This window comes from Komagataeibacter nataicola (assembly GCF_003207795.1).
Lineage (GTDB): Bacteria > Pseudomonadota > Alphaproteobacteria > Acetobacterales > Acetobacteraceae > Komagataeibacter > Komagataeibacter nataicola.
Window position 1 is genome coordinate 1 of record NZ_NIRT01000035.1, and the last position, 16,336, is coordinate 16,336.

The 16,336-nt window shown below is 57.3% G+C and carries 16 protein-coding genes and 4 pseudogenes; 5 read left to right on the forward strand and 15 right to left on the reverse strand.

Features of this window, described 5'->3' with window-relative positions; all coding sequences use genetic code 11:
• Positions 1-95 precede the first annotated feature (95 nt).
• A pseudogene (locus CDI09_RS14355) lies at positions 96-662 on the reverse strand (SDR family NAD(P)-dependent oxidoreductase); the annotation flags it as partial.
• A gap of 123 nt (positions 663-785) precedes the next feature.
• On the opposite strand from CDI09_RS14355, the gene CDI09_RS14360 reads away from it, so the two are divergent.
• The 3 genes from CDI09_RS14360 to CDI09_RS14370 all read left to right on the forward strand — a co-directional run bounded on the left by CDI09_RS14360 (position 786) and on the right by CDI09_RS14370 (position 3,314).
• Complete coding sequence (locus CDI09_RS14360; RefSeq protein WP_078523947.1) at positions 786-1,367, forward strand: TetR/AcrR family transcriptional regulator; 582 nt, start codon at positions 786-788, stop codon at positions 1,365-1,367.
• 367 nt (positions 1,368-1,734) lie between these two features.
• The gene (gene hmpA, locus CDI09_RS14365; RefSeq protein WP_078523946.1) at positions 1,735-2,943 is read left to right on the forward strand and encodes an NO-inducible flavohemoprotein; all 1,209 of its coding nucleotides are present in this window, start codon (positions 1,735-1,737) and stop codon (positions 2,941-2,943) included.
• 2 nt (positions 2,944-2,945) lie between these two features.
• On the forward strand, positions 2,946-3,314 hold the full coding sequence (locus CDI09_RS14370; protein ID WP_078523939.1) for a DUF488 domain-containing protein: 369 nt from the start codon (positions 2,946-2,948) through the stop codon (positions 3,312-3,314).
• 165 nt (positions 3,315-3,479) lie between these two features.
• Here the strand turns inward: CDI09_RS14370 and CDI09_RS18935 are convergent.
• The 11 genes and pseudogenes from CDI09_RS18935 to CDI09_RS14425 form a co-directional block, all read right to left on the reverse strand.
• Positions 3,480-3,719 (reverse strand): annotated as a pseudogene (locus CDI09_RS18935) (LysR substrate-binding domain-containing protein); the annotation flags it as partial.
• Between the two features lie 318 nt (positions 3,720-4,037).
• Positions 4,038-4,841 carry a formate dehydrogenase accessory sulfurtransferase FdhD gene (gene fdhD, locus CDI09_RS14380; RefSeq protein ID WP_078527600.1) on the reverse strand — a complete coding sequence of 268 codons (804 nt, stop codon included), beginning with the start codon at positions 4,839-4,841 and terminating at the stop codon, positions 4,038-4,040.
• A 38-nt stretch (positions 4,842-4,879) separates the two neighbouring features.
• Complete coding sequence (locus CDI09_RS14385; protein ID WP_078523938.1) at positions 4,880-5,302, reverse strand: molybdenum cofactor biosynthesis protein MoaE; 423 nt, start codon at positions 5,300-5,302, stop codon at positions 4,880-4,882.
• Complete coding sequence (locus CDI09_RS14390) at positions 5,299-5,541, reverse strand: MoaD/ThiS family protein (RefSeq protein ID WP_078523937.1); 243 nt, start codon at positions 5,539-5,541, stop codon at positions 5,299-5,301. Before CDI09_RS14390 ends, CDI09_RS14385 begins: the two co-directional genes overlap by 4 nt.
• Positions 5,529-6,158 (reverse strand): NTP transferase domain-containing protein, encoded by a 630-nt coding sequence (locus tag CDI09_RS14395; protein WP_236944579.1) that lies wholly within the window; start codon positions 6,156-6,158, stop codon positions 5,529-5,531. The genes CDI09_RS14390 and CDI09_RS14395 overlap by 13 nt, the downstream gene beginning before the upstream one ends.
• 45 nt (positions 6,159-6,203) lie before the next feature.
• The gene (gene moaA / locus CDI09_RS14400) at positions 6,204-7,289 is read right to left on the reverse strand and encodes a GTP 3',8-cyclase MoaA (protein ID WP_110571368.1); all 1,086 of its coding nucleotides are present in this window, start codon (positions 7,287-7,289) and stop codon (positions 6,204-6,206) included.
• A 14-nt stretch (positions 7,290-7,303) separates the two neighbouring features.
• On the reverse strand, positions 7,304-9,607 hold the full coding sequence (locus CDI09_RS14405; RefSeq protein WP_078523934.1) for an FdhF/YdeP family oxidoreductase: 2,304 nt from the start codon (positions 9,605-9,607) through the stop codon (positions 7,304-7,306).
• 23 nt (positions 9,608-9,630) lie between these two features.
• Complete coding sequence (locus tag CDI09_RS14410; protein WP_078523933.1) at positions 9,631-10,143, reverse strand: nitrate reductase associated protein; 513 nt, start codon at positions 10,141-10,143, stop codon at positions 9,631-9,633.
• Between the two features lie 55 nt (positions 10,144-10,198).
• Complete coding sequence (locus CDI09_RS14415) at positions 10,199-10,348, reverse strand: DUF2474 domain-containing protein (RefSeq protein ID WP_110571369.1); 150 nt, start codon at positions 10,346-10,348, stop codon at positions 10,199-10,201.
• Positions 10,335-11,354, reverse strand: coding sequence for a cytochrome d ubiquinol oxidase subunit II (cydB, locus tag CDI09_RS14420; protein WP_110571370.1), 1,020 nt, complete (start codon positions 11,352-11,354; stop codon positions 10,335-10,337). The genes CDI09_RS14415 and cydB overlap by 14 nt, the downstream gene beginning before the upstream one ends.
• 3 nt (positions 11,355-11,357) lie before the next feature.
• Positions 11,358-12,791, reverse strand: coding sequence for a cytochrome ubiquinol oxidase subunit I (locus CDI09_RS14425; protein WP_110571371.1), 1,434 nt, complete (start codon positions 12,789-12,791; stop codon positions 11,358-11,360).
• A 1,054-nt stretch (positions 12,792-13,845) separates the two neighbouring features.
• Between CDI09_RS14425 and CDI09_RS14430 the strand changes: the two genes are divergently transcribed.
• Together CDI09_RS14430 and CDI09_RS14435 are read left to right on the forward strand one after the other, a co-directional pair.
• Positions 13,846-14,358, forward strand: coding sequence for a hypothetical protein (locus CDI09_RS14430; protein ID WP_078523930.1), 513 nt, complete (start codon positions 13,846-13,848; stop codon positions 14,356-14,358).
• Positions 14,359-14,492: 134 nt separating this feature from the next.
• A pseudogene (locus tag CDI09_RS14435) lies at positions 14,493-14,699 on the forward strand (transposase); the annotation flags it as partial.
• Positions 14,700-14,748: 49 nt separating this feature from the next.
• On the opposite strand, the pseudogene CDI09_RS18610 reads toward CDI09_RS14435, so the two are convergent.
• From CDI09_RS18610 to CDI09_RS14450, 3 genes and pseudogenes are all read right to left on the reverse strand, one after another.
• Positions 14,749-14,862: pseudogene (locus tag CDI09_RS18610) on the reverse strand (TetR/AcrR family transcriptional regulator); the annotation flags it as partial.
• Between the two features lie 77 nt (positions 14,863-14,939).
• Positions 14,940-15,086 carry a hypothetical protein gene (locus CDI09_RS14445; protein WP_205836654.1) on the reverse strand — a complete coding sequence of 49 codons (147 nt, stop codon included), beginning with the start codon at positions 15,084-15,086 and terminating at the stop codon, positions 14,940-14,942.
• Between the two features lie 287 nt (positions 15,087-15,373).
• On the reverse strand, positions 15,374-16,306 hold the full coding sequence (locus tag CDI09_RS14450) for an SDR family oxidoreductase (RefSeq protein ID WP_078523928.1): 933 nt from the start codon (positions 16,304-16,306) through the stop codon (positions 15,374-15,376).
• Positions 16,307-16,336 lie beyond the last annotated feature (30 nt).

Genomic DNA, 16,336 nt, shown 5'->3' on the forward strand with positions numbered 1-16,336 from the left:
CTCTCGCATACAACTGCAAAAGAATGGCACGGCTTCAGGCAGCATAAGCCGGGTCAGCCTCGGCGTTATCAGCCGCAAAATGCCCAACCCGACAGGCTGTTAGAGCGCCCGTAGGCGATGAAGGGGTCGTACGGGGTATGCTCGAAATTCGGGTCTTTGAGGTCAACATCTGCGAAGCGATGTCCGGCCGAGGATACGTTCACTAGCCGCGCGCCGGTGCGCATCAGTCCCGCAATCCGGTTAACGAGGACGAAGTGCCCCAGATGATTGGTGCCGAACTGCGTCTCGAACCCGTCTTTCGTATGGCCAAACGGCGTGGCCATCACGCCCGCATTGGCGATGACCAGATCAAAGGGCAGACCGGCTGCGTTCAATTGATCGGCGCAGGTACGGACACTGCTCAGGTCCGCAAGGTCCAGGGCGACCAATTCGAAACTCCCTCCCCCACGCTCGGCGTCGGCACGGACCTGCGTGGTGGCATGCTCTGCTTTTGTCAGGTTGCGTGCGGCACCCACCACCTGAGCGCCATGTGCGGCAAGGGCGCGTGCGGTTTCAACGCCCAGGCCGGCAGAAACGCCGGTCACAAGGGCGCGTTTGCCCTTCAGGGACACGCCGGAAAGGACATCTTCCGTTGTTGAGCTTGCACCAAAAATCTGTGTCATGGGTGGAACTCCTTGATGAGGATGCATCCGTTTTTTTGCCGAAGTGGCATGCGGGCTGTTATATGGAGCATGGCTCCGCTTGATATATGCGGAGGATTGCTCCGCTTAACAAGAGGGAAACGCGTGACCGAAGAAAAAAAGCCGCGCCGCCGACCGCGCAGCGATGGACAGCGCAACAGGGAGAACCTGCTGAACGTGGCCAAGGCCGCGTTTACTGCAGGTGAAATCGATATTCCTCTGGATGAGGTCGCGCGCCGTGCAGGTGTAGGGATTGGAACGCTTTACCGGCATTTTCCCAATCGCGATGCGCTGATCGAGGCGGTGTACCGCGCTGAACTCGACCGCCTTGCCGATGCCGCACCGGTCCTTGCCGCGCAGTACCCGCCGGTGGAGGCGCTGCGTGCATGGATGCGGCTGTTTGTGGATTACATTGCTGCCAAGCTGGTCATCGCCCCCGCCCTTAACGGACTGGCAGGCGGCACGGGCACGCTTTACGCCCAGTCCGGCACGGTCCTGCAGGGGGCGATCGATGGGCTTGTAGCGGCTGCCGTAGCCAGTGGCGACATCAGCGCGGATATCGAGCCGGTTGACCTGCTCCGTGCCCTGGCGGGGGTCTCGAACTATGCGGCTGGTCCCGGCTGGGAGACCAGTGCGAAGCGTCTGGTCGATATTCTCATTGCCGGGTCACGGGCATCAGCATCGTAATGCGCTGGGCGTAGCAGGCTGTCTGATGGCCTGATCGGCCAGCGTCTCTGAAAAATACAGCCCATGGAACGCCATGCGCTTTCGTTGGCTTGGATTTATGTCCAGAGAGCCATTCCTGCGTACCGTCGCGGCCCGTGAATACCCCTGCTTCCGTCCGCCACAGCCAGTTCTTTGAAATTACCCCTCTGCACAGGTGATGCGGAGGGGTCAGGTCATCAACCAGTCAGCGGGCTTCATGCTGCTGGGTGGTCAACGGGCGGACCCTGCATAAAGGGCATGCGTGGCCGTAAAGGTATAAGAGATTGACATATTTAAGGAGATCCATAAAGATATCCTAAATATATATCTTTAAGAAAGATCAGAAAAAATGACCTCACCTCTGGATGACAAGACCCGCGGCATCATCAAGGCCTGCGTCCCCGCACTGGAAGCGCACGGCCTGGCGATCACGACGGAAATGTACCGTCGCCTGCTGGCCAATCCGGACATTCGCGACCTGTTCAACATTTCGCACCAGAAGGATGGGGAGCAGCCAAGGGCGCTGGCGCTTGCCGTGCTGGCCTATGCGCGCAACATCGACAACCTTGGCGCCATGGCCGGTGCGGTCGAACGCATTGCGGAAAAGCATGTCGGGCTGAACATCCTGCCTGAACACTACCCTTACGTGGCCGATGCCCTGCTGGGCGCCATCGCCCACGTGCTGGGGGATGCCGCAACACCCGAAATCATGGATGCCTGGGGCAAGGCCTACTGGTTCCTGGCTGAAATCCTGATCGGGCGGGAAGAACAGATATACGTGGCCCATGCCGCAGCCCCTGGCGGCTGGGTTGGCTGGCGTCCCTTCCGCGTCAGTCGCCGCACGGTCGAAAGCGAGACCGTTACCTCCTTCGAACTGACGCCCGTCGATGGCAAACCCGTCATGCGCCATGTGCCGGGGCAGTATCTCAGCTTCCGCCTTGATGTGCCGGGGTATGGGTCGGAACGGCGCAATTACAGCATTTCCTCCGCACCCGGTTCACAGTCCTACCGCATCAGCGTTCGCCGCATTGACAATGGCGTGGTATCCGACTGGCTGCATGACAGCGTGCCCGAAGGCACGGTGCTGCAGGTTTCCGCACCGGCGGGCGACTTTACGCTGGGCGCTCCGGCCCCCGCGCCCATCGTATTCCTCAGCGCAGGATCTGGCCTGACGCCTTTCATTTCCATGCTGGGCGCGCTGGATGCGGGCGCGGCCACGGGCGTGCGTTATATCCACACCACCCGCACGCCAGGAACCGAAGCCTTTGGTCCCTATATCCGCGCCCTTGCTGCAAAGGGCATGCTGTGCGCCGACCTGTTCTACAGCCGCGCAACGCCGGAGGCAGCACAGGATGCCACGGGCGTCACCACCCATGCAGGCCGCATGACACCGGCATGGCTGGCACAGGAAATCGACCGCGCCGTGACCTATTATATCTGCGGTCCCGATGGCTTCATGCGTGATACCATCGCCACGCTGAAGGCCGGTGGCGTGCCCGAAAGCCAGATCCGTTTTGAATTCTTCGGTTCGGCAGCGGATGCGGCACTGGTTGGTTAGCCATGACGCACCCCATCCATGTCAGGCGGGTTTATGACCCGCCCGCCCCCGATGATGGCTACCGCGTGCTGGTGGACCGCCTGTGGCCCCGTGGGGTCAGCAAACAGCGCGCTGACCTGTCATTGTGGCTGAAGGACATCGCGCCGAGCACTGAACTGCGCCAGTGGTTCGGGCATGATCCGGCCCGGTGGGATGGGTTTCAGGAACGCTATATTGCACAACTGCAGGCCAATCCCCAACCCGTGCAGCAATTGCTGGACATGGCGCGTGCCGGTCCCCTCACCGTGCTGTATGGCGCGCGTGACACGCAGCATAACGAGGCGGTCGTGCTGGCCGCCTACCTGCATCGCCTGCTGGACCACGCAGCCTGAACGATTCCGCTGTTTTCTGTGAGACCATGACAGAAGGCATGTTTTCCGACCCCCGTCCGGCCGTCTCCCAAATGACTTCATCGCCTGGTGGAAAATTGTACGCTGGGCAAGGACCTGCTTTTCCTTATAAAGTTCGTGCATGGTGGAGGCTGGCGCCCTGGGGCACTCCTCACAATACATGATCCCGATATCCAGTTGCTTTATGTTCAGCTTTTCAACGATCTCTGCGTTGGAAAGAACCAGAACGTCACATACAAAATCCCCGATACGCTCCTTTACCGCATCCATAAGAAGGGGAATGATGTGAACGGCTGTTGTTGGAATGACGCCGATTTTGATTGCCCCTGCCAGTTTCTGGTGGGACAGGGAGACGACATTCTGGATTTCCGCGACACCGTGCAGGATTTCATGTCCTCATTTGAGTATCTGCATACCTTCCTGCGTCAGGCCAAAAACTTTTCTTTTCCGGTCAACAATAACAATGCCAAGTTCTTCCTCCATCACACGTATGGCGCGCGAGAGGGATGGCTGCGAGACGTTTCATGGCAACTGCCGCCTTCGAAAATCTTCTGAATTTATCTATTTCCCGAAGATAGTACAGCTGCTTGGGAAACATGTCATACTCCGCGAATACTTACTGACCGGCAACCTGCGGACCGGGGCATCTTCCTATGGATGTCATATCGCCCACTATTCCAGCATGACCGGAACAGGCATGAAATACTATCCGGTAAGGCGCTTTTCGCCACAGAACAGTGTCTGCTCATCCTGCCGCGCAATGGCGATCAGGGTCTGGTTCATTGTTTCAGCCGTCCGGAATGCACGATATGTCGGGGCTGAAATCGCGACCACAACGGCAATACCGGCGCGCACCGTCTTGAGCGCCATTTCAAACGAATAACGGCTTGTCAGCAGACAAAAACCTTCATGAAAAACTTCCGGCTGGCAGGCACGCGCACCGATCAGTTTATCCAGTGCATTGTGCCGCCCCACGTCCTCCCGGATCATGTGAATATTGCCGTCTTTATCTGCCCATGCGGCTGCATGTACCATTCGTGTCGCCGCGTTCAGCGTCTGCCATTTGCGCAGTTCATGCAGGGCATTGCGTATTGCTGTTACTGACAGGCACGGCCCCTCCCCCAACGGGGTCGCGGCTACAGCGTCATATTCCGGTACATTCTCGCTGCCGCATATGCCGCAACTTGAATGCCCCGCCTGCATGCGGACATTACGGCGCATGAGCTGTGTCAGCGCCTGACCCTTTATAAAAATATCAAGGGTCAGGCCGTCATCAGCCTCTACAATGTTCACCGAACGGATATCTGCAACCGCGCCGACGATCTGTTCGGTTATACAGTATCCATAAGCGAAATCTTTCAGATCTGCTGGTGTCATCATCATCGTGCCATATGGAAAAATCCCGTTGAACAGGAGACTGACCGGCACTTCCTCCGCCACGTTCAGGCTGAATTTTTCATCCGGACGCGACAGGGAACTCACATCTAACGGGTAAAAGAGAGCAGACATTACGGCAGCCTCAGGCATCGGGACGGGCAGTTTGATGGTCAGAAGGTGTGGCACGGCACCCATCCGGTCTCGCCACTTGTATAATGCTCGTTTTTCCAGATCGGGACGCGCTGCTTGATCTCGTCGATAATGTAACGACAGGCGCTGAAAGCCGCATCGCGATGTGCTGCGCAGACACCAATCCATACCGCCATCTCGCCAATGGACAGGTAGCCGGTCCGGTGCATGGCAGTTGCACGGCAGAGGGCAAAACGCTGTTTCGCCTCCGTCAGGATGGCCTGCCCTTCCGTCAGCGCCAGTGGCCCGAAAGCACTATAATCAATGCCAGAAACGGCGCGACCTTCGTTCGTCTGCCTGACCCGGCCCTCAAAGGAGCAGAACCCGCCTGCTTCGGGAACAAGGAGCACCCTGCGCAGGGCGCTGATGTCCACAGGCGTCTCGGCCATGATGAAGTCGTTCATCCGCCTGTCACCGGCGGAATGAAGGCAACGTGGTCGCCTTCGCACAGCGGCTGATCCCATGGGGCAAATGCCGAATTGATCGCAACCCGCATGCAGGCAGGTTCAAGCGCAAAATCATAGGCATTACGGAGTTCGTCATAAAGCGCGGCTGCCGTGGGGGCCGGGGTCTTTCGTATTTCGTGTATTTTTCCAGCTTCATCCTGAAGCTGTGCGAAATACTGCAACTCTATATTGAGCATCTTACTTCCTGTTCAGAACACCCCAGGCGTTTGAGCGCCTGCTTGCGTTCATCAGGTGCATTTACGTTTTCCAGCGCACCTGTTTTTTTTACTTCAAGGAGATGAACCGCCGAACCGGCGAGCATCTGGCGCGGCCTGATTTTCCGGTTCGCCGCCTGCCTGTTCAGGGCGGCCAGCGTAGCGGGTTCCCATATCGTGCACAGCGGCTCGGGCAGGCCGTCGCTTTCGCTCACATAGGCCGTAGCAGCCAGAGCCGCGTTGCGTCCATGCACAAGGGCGGCAAGCGTCGTATCGTCTAGCAGCGGCAGGTCGCACGCGACAACGAGCCACGCAACACCGGGATAGGCCACATGAGCAGAAAGCACGCCGACCATCGGGCCACCGCCGAGCATGTCTTTTATCTCCCGCCTGTCCATAATGCAGGGATAGGACGCCCGGAGCGGATCAGGCTGCTGATCGGGACGTATCGAGACGAAACAGCGCTCAACATGCCGCTCCAACTGGTCAAAGGCGCGGGCAAGCTGCGGGCGGCCACCGTAAGGCAGTGCGGCTTTGTCCTGCCCCATGCGGCGGCTTTCGCCACCTGCAAGGACCAGCCCGTACAGTAACGCCGTCATGGTCTGCTGCCCGGTGAATATTGGGGTGTGCATAGAAAATCCATGTCATCCCCCGATATAATGCATTTCGATTTTTTCCTGTCGGGATGCCTGTTCCCCGCTGGCCAGCAATGCGGGCAGGCGGGCGCGTTCCTCACTGTAGCGATCGATCCGATGGCGCCAGATCCGTGACAGGGTTGCGTGCAGCCGTTCATCCACGTCGGCATCAGAAGAATTCCCACGCAGGAGTGCACGCAGATCTGTGCCTGTCGCTGCGAACAGACAGGTATAGAGCTTTCCGTCCGAAGACAGGCGTGCACGCGAGCACATGCCACAGAAGGGTTCACTGACTGATGAGACGAACCCGATTTCCCCGGCCCCATCGACATAGCGATAACGACGGGCCACCTCACCACGATAGCGGGGCAGCAGCGGTTCAAGAGGCCACAGCGCTGCAATGCGGGCACGCAGTTCGCTGGAGGGCACGACATCAGCACGGTCCCACCCGTTGAGATTGCCCACGTCCATATATTCGATCAGACGGACTGTCACGCCGGTATGCCGAAAGCGCGCCAGAATATCCGGCACGCCCGCGTCATTCACGCCCCGCTGGACCACGGTATTGATCTTGACGCCACCTGCAAACCCGGCGGCGCATGCGGCGTCAATGCCCTGCAGCACGGCAGACAGCTCCCCCCTGCCGCCGCTCATATGGGCGAATACGGCGGGATCAAGGCTGTCGAGGCTGACTGTCACGCGCCGCAGTCCCGCCTGCTGGAGTGCTGGCGCAAAACGGGGCAGCAGGACGCCATTGGTTGTCAGGGCGACATCCTCAATGCCCGGCAGGGCGCTCAGGCGGTGCACAAGGTCAGGCAGGCCCGGCCGCAGGAGCGGCTCCCCACCCGTCAGCCGTATTTTGGTTACACCCAGTCCGGCCGCCAGGCGCGCGATCCGTTCGATTTCGTCAAAATTCAGCCGTTCTGTCGGGCCAAGAAACCGGAAGGCTTCATGGTAGGTGGCTTCCGGCATGCAGTAGGGGCACCGGAAGTTGCACCGGTCCATGACCGAAATGCGCAGGTCACGCAGCGGGCGGCCAAGCCTGTCGACAGGCGGCGCAGGGCTGACCGGCCGGCTGTTGTTATCGTCATCCATGGCCGCCTGCCCTCTCAGCCTGCAATCCGGATTGGCGGTGCGGATGCAACACTTTCCACCACCTTGACCGGAATGGATTTCGCCGCGGGTGTTCCACTGATCTCGTCAAAATAGTCCAGCGGCAGCAGCGGATTCAGTTCCGGGTAGTATCCGGCAATGGCGCCGCGCGGCATGGGGTAGTCGAGCACGTTCAGGCCATCGACATAGCGCCTGATCCCGTCATCGCTGCAGGTTTCCAGGCCAATCACATCACCATTCGCCAGACCGCGTTCAGCCATGTCGTCCCTGTTCATGAACACGACAAGACGGGTGTTGTACACGCCGCGGTAACGGTCACTGTTGCTGTAGATGGTCGTGTTATACTGATCGTGCGAACGGATGGTCGCCAGACGCAGCATGGCCGTATCCTTGACCGGCACGTCAACTTCGAGCCCCGGCAGCATGAGGAAATTCGCCTTGCCGTTGGGTGTGTTCCACACGCGGCGACGGGGTGGAATATCGAGGTGAAAACCATGCGGGTTCTTGATCCTTTCGGAAAAATCCGCATAAATTTCAGGATAGACCTCGGCGATCCTGTCCCGGATCAGGGTGTAATCGACCATACAATCCGCCCACGGCGTGCGGGAGTCGGGCAGTGTCGCCATGGCCATGCGGCAGACGATCTCGGTTTCCGGCAGCACGTGTTCGCTCACGGGTTCAAACACACCGCGCGATGCGGTGACATTCGCCATCGCATCCTCAATGGTCACGAACTGCTCGCCCGCTTCCGTGCGGATGATTTCCGAGCGGGCCACAACTGGCAGGATCAGCGCGTCCCGGCCATGCACCAGGTGCCCCCGGTTCAGTTTTGTCGCCACGCCAACCGTCAGGTTGAGGTTGCGCATGGCGGCGTAGGAACGGTCCGTATCCGGCACGGCACGGATGAAATTGCCCCCCATGCCAAAGAACACCTTGGCGGTGCCCGCTTCCATGGCCTCGACCGCTTCGAGCACGTGGTGCCCATGTGCGCGCGGCGGTTCAAACCCGAATACGTCCCGCACGCGATCCAGATAGGCATCGGTGGGTTTTTCATCAATGCCAACCGTGCGGTCGCCCTGCACGTTGGAATGGCCACGGATCGGCGCGATGCCAGCGCCGGGCTTGCCAAAGTTGCCGCGCAGCAGAAGCAGGTTCGCGACCTGCTGGATCAGGCGTGATCCTTCCTGATGCTGCGTCAGCCCCATGCCGTAACAGATGATCGTGGCATTGGATTTCATGTAGATATCCGCGATTTTGCGGATCTGTGCCTCGGTTATGCCCGAGATGCGGGTAATATCCTCCCAGCTACAGCTCATGGCATCATCACGCACGGCGTCCAGTCCGGCCGTGTGTTCATGGATGAAGTCGAGGTCAAGCACCTTCTCGCCGCGTGCTTCGGCTTCAAAAAGCGCCTTCATCATGCCCTTGAAAATGGCGAGGTCGCCACCGATGCGCACATGCACGAATTCGCTGGAAATCGGGGTCGAGCCAAACGTGCCCATCTGGAGCACATCCTGCGGTTCGGTAAAGCGGATCAGCGCACGTTCCGGCATCGGGTTGATCAGCACAATCGGCACGCCGCGTTTGCGGGCCTCGACGAGGTTGGTCATCATGCGGGGGGAATTGGTGCCCGTATTCTGCCCCACCACGAATATTGCCTCGGCATGCTCAAAATCGCCCATGACGATCGTGCCCTTGCCAATGCCGATGGCCGGCGGCAGGCCACGGCTGGTCGGCTCGTGGCACATGTTCGAGCAGTCGGGGAAATTGTTGGTGCCGAACTCACGCACGAATATTGAATAAAGGAACGCGGTCTCGTTCGCCGTGCGGCCCGATGTATAGAACTCGGCCTGGTGCGGGCTGTCGAGGGCGCGCAGGTGCTGGCCGATCAGGGCGAACGCGTCATCCCATGCCACCGGCACGTAGCGGTCGCTTGCAGCGTCGTAGCGCATCGGCTCGGTCAGGCGGCCCTGCATTTCCAGCCAGTAATCGCTTTTCTGCATCAGTTCGGTGACGGTGTATTTTTCAAAAAATTCCCGTGTCACACGCCCCTTTGTCGCTTCATGCGCCAGCGCCTTGGCTCCGTTTTCACAGAACTCCAGCGTCTTGCGATGGTCGGGGTCTGGAAAGGCGCAACTGGGGCACTTGAAACCGCCCGGCTGGTTCATGGACAGCAGCCCGCGTGATCCCTTGACCAGCACGCTCTGCTCCATCAGCACTTTCGCGGTTGCTCCTGCCGCGCCCCATCCACCTGCCGGATGATGATAGGGTTTGTATTCTGGCGTTTTCTCGTTGCTCATGATCTCGACCCTATTGTCTGTATTCAGTTGGGCAGGCGTGTGTGGGCACGCGATACGGCTGTCGGATTGGAGAAAGCACCCTTATCATGCAGCAGGCCGAATTCCCGCATTGCTGGCACGAAGTTTTCGTTCTCATGCCTCGAGCGGGCGAGCTTCACCAGGGCAAAGCGCTGGAGCGGCAGCAGGGCCGCCCATTGCGTGGCCGTAGGGGGGGCAATGCCATCAGCCTGCGCCTGGGTCTTTACGGCATCCGGCATCTGCGCCGCATCACGCCAGGCTTCCAGCCCGCGTGTCACCAGATGGCGCAGTGGTTCGTCACTGCGGGTCGCGATCAGGTGTGCCACCAGTGCGTGGTAGGCTGCCTGTTCGGCCACACTCTCACACGGCAGGTCGGCCAACTGGCCCCTTTCCTCGCGTGTAAAGCGGCTCCACTGGCGCAGGCTCAGCTTGATGCCGATGATATCAAGCTTCTGGCGGGCAATCATGGGAATGCACCGCAGCGATCCTGCAAAGTCACGTTCAAAGTCAAAAAGCATTGGACCAGATCCCTTATTGGAGGGCGGGAAGTGTCGGGCGGCCATGCCGCCCGGTTTAGCGGGGAACGATCAGATGCAGCAGCGACGCCGCTCCAAAAAATACCGTGGTGCTCAGCGCCCAGATCGCAACGAACCATGCAATCCGTGCACCGGTGCGCGGTGGTGCGTCATCGCCATTTCCCCGGACAATCTCAGTGATACCCATCGGTTTCCGTCACCTTTCCGCGAAAGACATGATAGGAATAGATCGTGTAGGTCAGGATGATCGGCAGCATGATGGCGGTGCCGATCAACTGGAAAAACTGGCTCGATGGCGGAGACGACACATCCCACAGCGTCAGGCCCGGCGGCACGGCATAGGGCCACACCGTAATCCCCAGACCGGACAGGCACAGGAAGAACCAGCCCAGCGCACACAGGAACGGTCCCTTCGAGTGCCCCCTGCGCAGCCCCATGACAAACAGCACGGCCAGCACGACCACCAGAACCGGCACGGGGGCGACAAACGCAATGTTCGGCCAGTCAGTCCAGCGGCGCAGGTAAGGTGCGTGCAGCAGCGGTGTCCAGAAGCTGACCGCCACAATGCCGATGAACAGCCCCACGGCCAGCCGGGCGGCCCAGCGGCGGCAGGATTCTTCCAGCACGCCGGTGGTGCGCCAGATCAGCCACGTCGCCCCCAGCAGGGCATAACCACACATGACAGACAGGCCACACAGAATGCTGAACGGCGTGAGCCAGTCGAGCGGGCCGCCGGCAAAGGCGCCATCAACAACCTTGATCCCCTGCACCACGCCACCGAGGATCGCGCCCTGGCAGAAGGCGGCGATAGCGGAGCCTGCCATGAAGCCGACATTCCACATCCCTTCCCTTCCCGTGCCGCGTGTCATGACACGGAACTCAAACGCCACGCCGCGAAAGATCAGTGCGAGCAGCATCAATACGATCGGCAGGTAGAAGGCCGGCAGCAGGGTAGCGTAGGCACCGGGGAATACGCCGTAGAGTACGGCCCCACCCAGCACCATCCATGTCTCGTTACCATCCCAGACCGGGGCGATGGTGTTGACCATCACATCCCGACGGTCCGGGTGGCGTTCGAGCGCGAACAGCATTCCGATGCCGAGGTCAAAACCATCAAGGATGACATAAATCGAAATGGCGGCCACCAGTATGACGGCCCACACGATGGGGAGCCAGTATGCGAAGTCCATCATGCCTCAGGCTCCTTTGCCAGTAGAGGGGTCAATCACGCCCGGATGCATGCGGGCTGCCAGAATCTCGGTAGCGTGGTCGGGCGGGGTATCGTGCTCGCCTTCCTGCGGTGCGCGGCCCAGCATGCGGACCAGGATGCCCATGCCGGAGCCGAACACGAGCACATAGACCACCACGAATGCCGTCATCGAGAACGCCATGGAGGACAGGGCAACGGGTGATACGCTGTCAGATGTGCGCAGCAGGCCATAGACGGTCCAGGGCTGGCGGCCGACTTCGGTTGTAATCCAGCCGCACAGCAGCGCGAGGAAGCCCGCAGGCGCCATGCACAGCGCAACACGATGGAAAACCGGGCTGGTGAACAGGGTGCTGTTCCGCCGCAGCCACAGCGACCACAGCCCCACCAGCATCATCAGCATGCCAAGGGCCACCATGATGCGGAAAGAGAAGAAGATGACTGGTGAAGGCGGCCGCTGGTCACGCGGGAAATCCTTCATGCCCGGAACCTTGCCGTTCAGGCTGTGTGTCAGGATCAGCGACCCGGCCAGCGGCAGTCTGATGGCATAATCCGTATGTTCGGTCTTCATGTTGGGAATGCCGAACAGCAGTTCGGGCGCGTGGTCTTCCGATACCCAGTCCCCTTCCATCGCCGCGATCTTCACCGGCTGGTATCTGAGCGTGTTCAGGCCATGTGCATCGCCTGCCAGGATCTGGAGCGGCGCCACGATCGCAGTCATCCACATAGCCATGGAGAACATGACCCGCACCGGCTCGCTTGAGATCTTTCCTGCTTTGCGGGCCTTCAGCATATGCCATGCCCCCGTCGCCCCCACGATGAAGGCAACCGACAGGAACGCCGCCAGTCCCATATGCACCAGACGGAACGGAAAGGACGGATTGAAGATGATGGCCAGCCAGTCCGCAGGCATGAACCGCCCGGTCGCCGGGTCGATGGTGTAACCGCGCGGGGTCTGCATCCATGAATTGGATGACAGGATCCATGTCATGGAAATCAGGGTGCCGACCGATACACAGCACGTGGCCGCAAAATGCAGCTTGCGCCCCACCTTGTTCATGCCGAACAGCATGACACCGAGGAAGCCCGCCTCAAGAAAAAAGGCTGTCATGACCTCATAGGACAGGAGCACGCCGGTAATCGGTCCGGCTTTCTTGGAAAAGATTGACCAGTTGGTGCCGAATTCATACGACATGACCAGTCCCGACACGACGCCCATGCCGAAAACGATGGAGAATACCTTGATCCAGTATCGGTAAAGATCAAGGAATACAGGGCGTCCGGTCCTGAGCCACAGCCCTTCCAGAACAGCCAGATAGGCTGCCAGTCCGATGGAAAAGGCCGGAAAAATGATATGAACGCCTACGGTAAAGGCGAACTGAAAGCGCGCCAGAATGAGTGCTGGGTCATGTGCGTACTGCATCAATACTTTCCAAAACTTATGGCGAGAGAAATAGAAAATTAAAGAACTTCTCGGCATAGTGGTCCCGCGAGCAATGTACCGGCCTGAAAGGCTGATGTATGCCGCGATGTCGTGGAAATGGTAGTAGATCAATCAGACGTATGACGTCCAAGACAGATTATACATAAGATCATAAGCAGCGTTTATAACCACAGCATTGACAGGTTTTGTATGGTTATGGGTAAATATAGACAATCGAAAAATATTAATAATCAATTTCAAAATATTTGGCGGATATCTCCTGTTTTTAGGCAGATGATGGTTTCCTCGTGCGACCTGCCTATTCATTACAGACCTCATGTGGGCTAGCCAGACCTGCTCTGAAGGTCTGATGTATCTGCATTCCTGATCATATGAAATTGAATACGAAAGCCTGTTCGATAGCATCAAAACATAATCTGGCTGTTTTGTTCTGATTCGAAATGCCGGACAGTTCGGGCATGTTGTCAGTTAGCCCCGATGACAGCGGAGACGAGCTGCACTGCTGCACAGTAAGGTTTGATTGCGGCTTGTCATAGCGTGTTGCAATGCTTCTGAACTGCTTCAGTCTGACGAAGAACCGTTCGATGATGTTTCATTTTTTATAAATTGAAAAACGGGTTGTTCGTGGACAGATACGGTTTTTAAATGAGCGGATCGGCGTCATAAGCCTTGTCGGCGATGAAGGCCTCGGGATCGGCTGACGGCCTGATCCGCGCCCCTTTTTACGGGTGCCCGCACCATGCTGGCGAGCACGGCTTCCACAAACAGACGGTTATTCGCATGCCCTAATATTAGCTATAAAGCTAAAAATTATGATCTCGGCAGACCATTGCGTGTTATCTGCTCTATAGTGAAGCAGGCGTTGCAAAGACGTGTTCATCTGCCTTCTGGGGCTATACAAACAGTGTATATAGAAACCCGTGATCAGGTTGTGTCTGAATAATTGAAAGAGAAAATAATTTCTTTAATTGAAATGAAAGGCAATAATATAATATATTACGAAAATATATTATTTATAGAATAGGAGTTAATAATGGAAAAGACATATGTGCATGGGGGGTCTGTTGTGAAAGAGCTTGGGTTCCCATCTGATCTGGAGTTATTCTTCAGGTGCATTAAATTTTTTGTTGCTGATGAATGCCCAGACCATAAATTTATTCTAGTATTGGATAATTTATATAGGCGGTACGTGCCCTTGATCAGAACCCAGGAACTTAGAGAAGAATTCGATGCAATTGAAACCATATTCAAAAGAAAAAAAAGCAAAGAAATTGATTGGAAGTCTTTCCCGAATGGAGACATTGAAAAAACAGAATTGAACCCACGGTCAGAAACATTATACACATTATTTGAGAGATTTTTTATCGGGTTTAACGTTGCCATTAATAATGGATTTAGTTTTTATAAGAAATATAATAAAGATAAGCCGATTTTCATTAGCAAGGGTATATTTTCTGCATCTTTCGTTATCGGTCGAGACAGGGGCAGCGACAAAATAATAAAAGAAAAATATGATAATTTAACTGGACACCCTTTGTGGTGGTAGTTTTTGAAATTTTAAAAATATAGAATATAAAAATAAAATTATTAATTATTGACTTTAAGTGTCTGACCAAAAATGAGTTGAGTGATTTCAGTTGGTTATAATTTATGGGTTTGTGAGAACCTGATGAGATCAGGATGGTCTGGACTGAACTCACCCGCATGCAGTATCAAAAGGACGATCTGGAATATGCAGCCGACCTTCGCGATGCGGAGTGGGCGCTGACTGCGCCGCTGATGCCCGAGAAGAAACGACTGGGCAGACCACGACGTACGGATTTGCGCCGGATGATGGAGGCGATCCTCCATATCGTCACGACCGGCTGCCAGTGGCCCCCTCTTCCTGCTCCGTGGTAATGACGGCACTGATCCGGTCAATGACCGTGCGGGTGCCGACATCCAGTATTTGCGCCAGGCCGACAGCCGAGAAACCGCGCTGCCCGATAAGCGGCCGGGCCGCTTGCAGGATATGCTGCCGGGCAGCGCGATGTTTCCCGGCGATCTTCATGGGAGTGTATATATGGATGACCGGCCGGAGTGTTCAGATAAAAAATAGACCAGTCGTCTTTTCCTGTAATCGCCTGTTCATGCGGCATGCCGGGGCATGATGTCCTTGATGGTTTTGACCAGATGGGTAATGCGCGAAAACTGACACATGCGGTCATGCCCCAGCGCCAGCGTAAGGTGCGGCACATTGGCCCCCAGCGGCATGAAGGCCAGATCGTCACGCACGACACTCCACTTCACCGAAGTACTGAAGGAATGTCAGACCCGCATCAGCGTGGACGGCCGTGGTTACTGAAATACGAATGCATCTCCCTGCATGCTTTGTGTGGGTCTCGCGAAATGAATCCGCGATTGCAACAGGCAGCGTTCGCATAACTTGAAGACATGCCCGAACGTGTTTTTCCCTTCTTAACAGAGTTTCATCATGAAGCGCGTTACAGCGTGCAGACTATGCCGCTGCACGGCCCGTTAAGAAAATGCCTTTGTGTTTCCCAAATGTCTGGCATGAGGCATTATCCCCCTCTCCACTCCTTCCTGATCAGTTCCAGACCCTCGTCATATGTCGTGACCGAAAACGCAGGGAAACGACGTTTGAATTTCGTTGAGTCAAAGAGATTGTCCTGCTCGTAGCGTGGCAGCAACTCCCTTATCTCCCGCACCTTTTTCGAAAAAATGCCCGCAATGACCAGTGGCCATTTTCCAATGACAGAATAGGAAGGCGTGCGTCCGAAAATCCGGCTCGCCATGGTGACAAATGTCTTATAGGTCGGCCGATCATCACAGCATGGCAGATGCCAGGTCTGGCCATAAGCATCCGGCGTATTGCCCAGGGTTGCCAGCCCGCGGCTTGCATCCGGTGTCCAGATGAGGGTCCGGCGCGTATCGTCACGGACAGGGACCAGCGCTCTTCTGCCTGCTTTCAGCCTGTCGATGATCAGGGCGTTGGTGAAGCTCTGGGTTTTCTTCGCGCCGTAGAACTCCGGTGCGCGGGCGATAAGCACGGGGATGTCTCCCCGGGCCATTTCTTCCAGCACCATGGACGCCATTGCGGCGCGCACCCGCCCTTTCCGGCCAACCGGGGCGAAGCGCGTTTCTTCAGTCTGGATCTCGCTGTTCTGCGGATACATGTAGGTATTGTCGAAATAGGCAAAACTGGCCCCCGCCGCCCGGCACGCCTGCAGGGCGTTTTTCAGCATGACGGGAAACTGCTCTTCCCAGAGCGTGCTGTCAGGGGGCAGGCCGGCTGTGAAATAGACGATCCGGCTGCCTTTTACCGCCTGTGTCGTCTGCCCTGCATCCAGCAGGTTCGCCGCCATAAGGGTGTCGTCCTGGTTAACCTTGCGGGGGTTGCGACTCACGAGCCGCAGGTCGCCCGTATGATGCTGATGCAATGTTCGCGCCAGTTCGGTGGCGATCTGGCCATTTGCGCCCAGAATTGTCTGCATGTGGGGCTGCCTCCATGGTGCCGAGCAGGT

Bases quoted from the DNA above. Each gene is read 5' to 3' on its own strand.
- CDI09_RS14450 (WP_078523928.1), bottom strand. From the start codon at position 16,306: ATGCAGACAATTCTGGGCGCAAATGGCCAGATCGCCACCGAACTGGCG.
- CDI09_RS14385 (WP_078523938.1), bottom strand. From the start codon at position 5,302: ATGAACGACTTCATCATGGCCGAGACGCCTGTGGACATCAGCGCCCTG.
- CDI09_RS14390 (WP_078523937.1), bottom strand. From the start codon at position 5,541: ATGCTCAATATAGAGTTGCAGTATTTCGCACAGCTTCAGGATGAAGCT.
- hmpA (WP_078523946.1), top strand. From the start codon at position 1,735: ATGACCTCACCTCTGGATGACAAGACCCGCGGCATCATCAAGGCCTGC.
- CDI09_RS14430 (WP_078523930.1), top strand. From the start codon at position 13,846: ATGGAAAAGACATATGTGCATGGGGGGTCTGTTGTGAAAGAGCTTGGG.
- CDI09_RS14425 (WP_110571371.1), bottom strand. From the start codon at position 12,791: ATGCAGTACGCACATGACCCAGCACTCATTCTGGCGCGCTTTCAGTTC.
- CDI09_RS14370 (WP_078523939.1), top strand. From the start codon at position 2,946: ATGACGCACCCCATCCATGTCAGGCGGGTTTATGACCCGCCCGCCCCC.
- CDI09_RS14405 (WP_078523934.1), bottom strand. From the start codon at position 9,607: ATGAGCAACGAGAAAACGCCAGAATACAAACCCTATCATCATCCGGCA.
- cydB (WP_110571370.1), bottom strand. From the start codon at position 11,354: ATGATGGACTTCGCATACTGGCTCCCCATCGTGTGGGCCGTCATACTG.
- fdhD (WP_078527600.1), bottom strand. From the start codon at position 4,841: ATGTCTGCTCTCTTTTACCCGTTAGATGTGAGTTCCCTGTCGCGTCCG.
- CDI09_RS14415 (WP_110571369.1), bottom strand. From the start codon at position 10,348: ATGGGTATCACTGAGATTGTCCGGGGAAATGGCGATGACGCACCACCG.
- moaA (WP_110571368.1), bottom strand. From the start codon at position 7,289: ATGGATGACGATAACAACAGCCGGCCGGTCAGCCCTGCGCCGCCTGTC.
- CDI09_RS14410 (WP_078523933.1), bottom strand. From the start codon at position 10,143: ATGCTTTTTGACTTTGAACGTGACTTTGCAGGATCGCTGCGGTGCATT.
- CDI09_RS14395 (WP_236944579.1), bottom strand. From the start codon at position 6,158: ATGACGGCGTTACTGTACGGGCTGGTCCTTGCAGGTGGCGAAAGCCGC.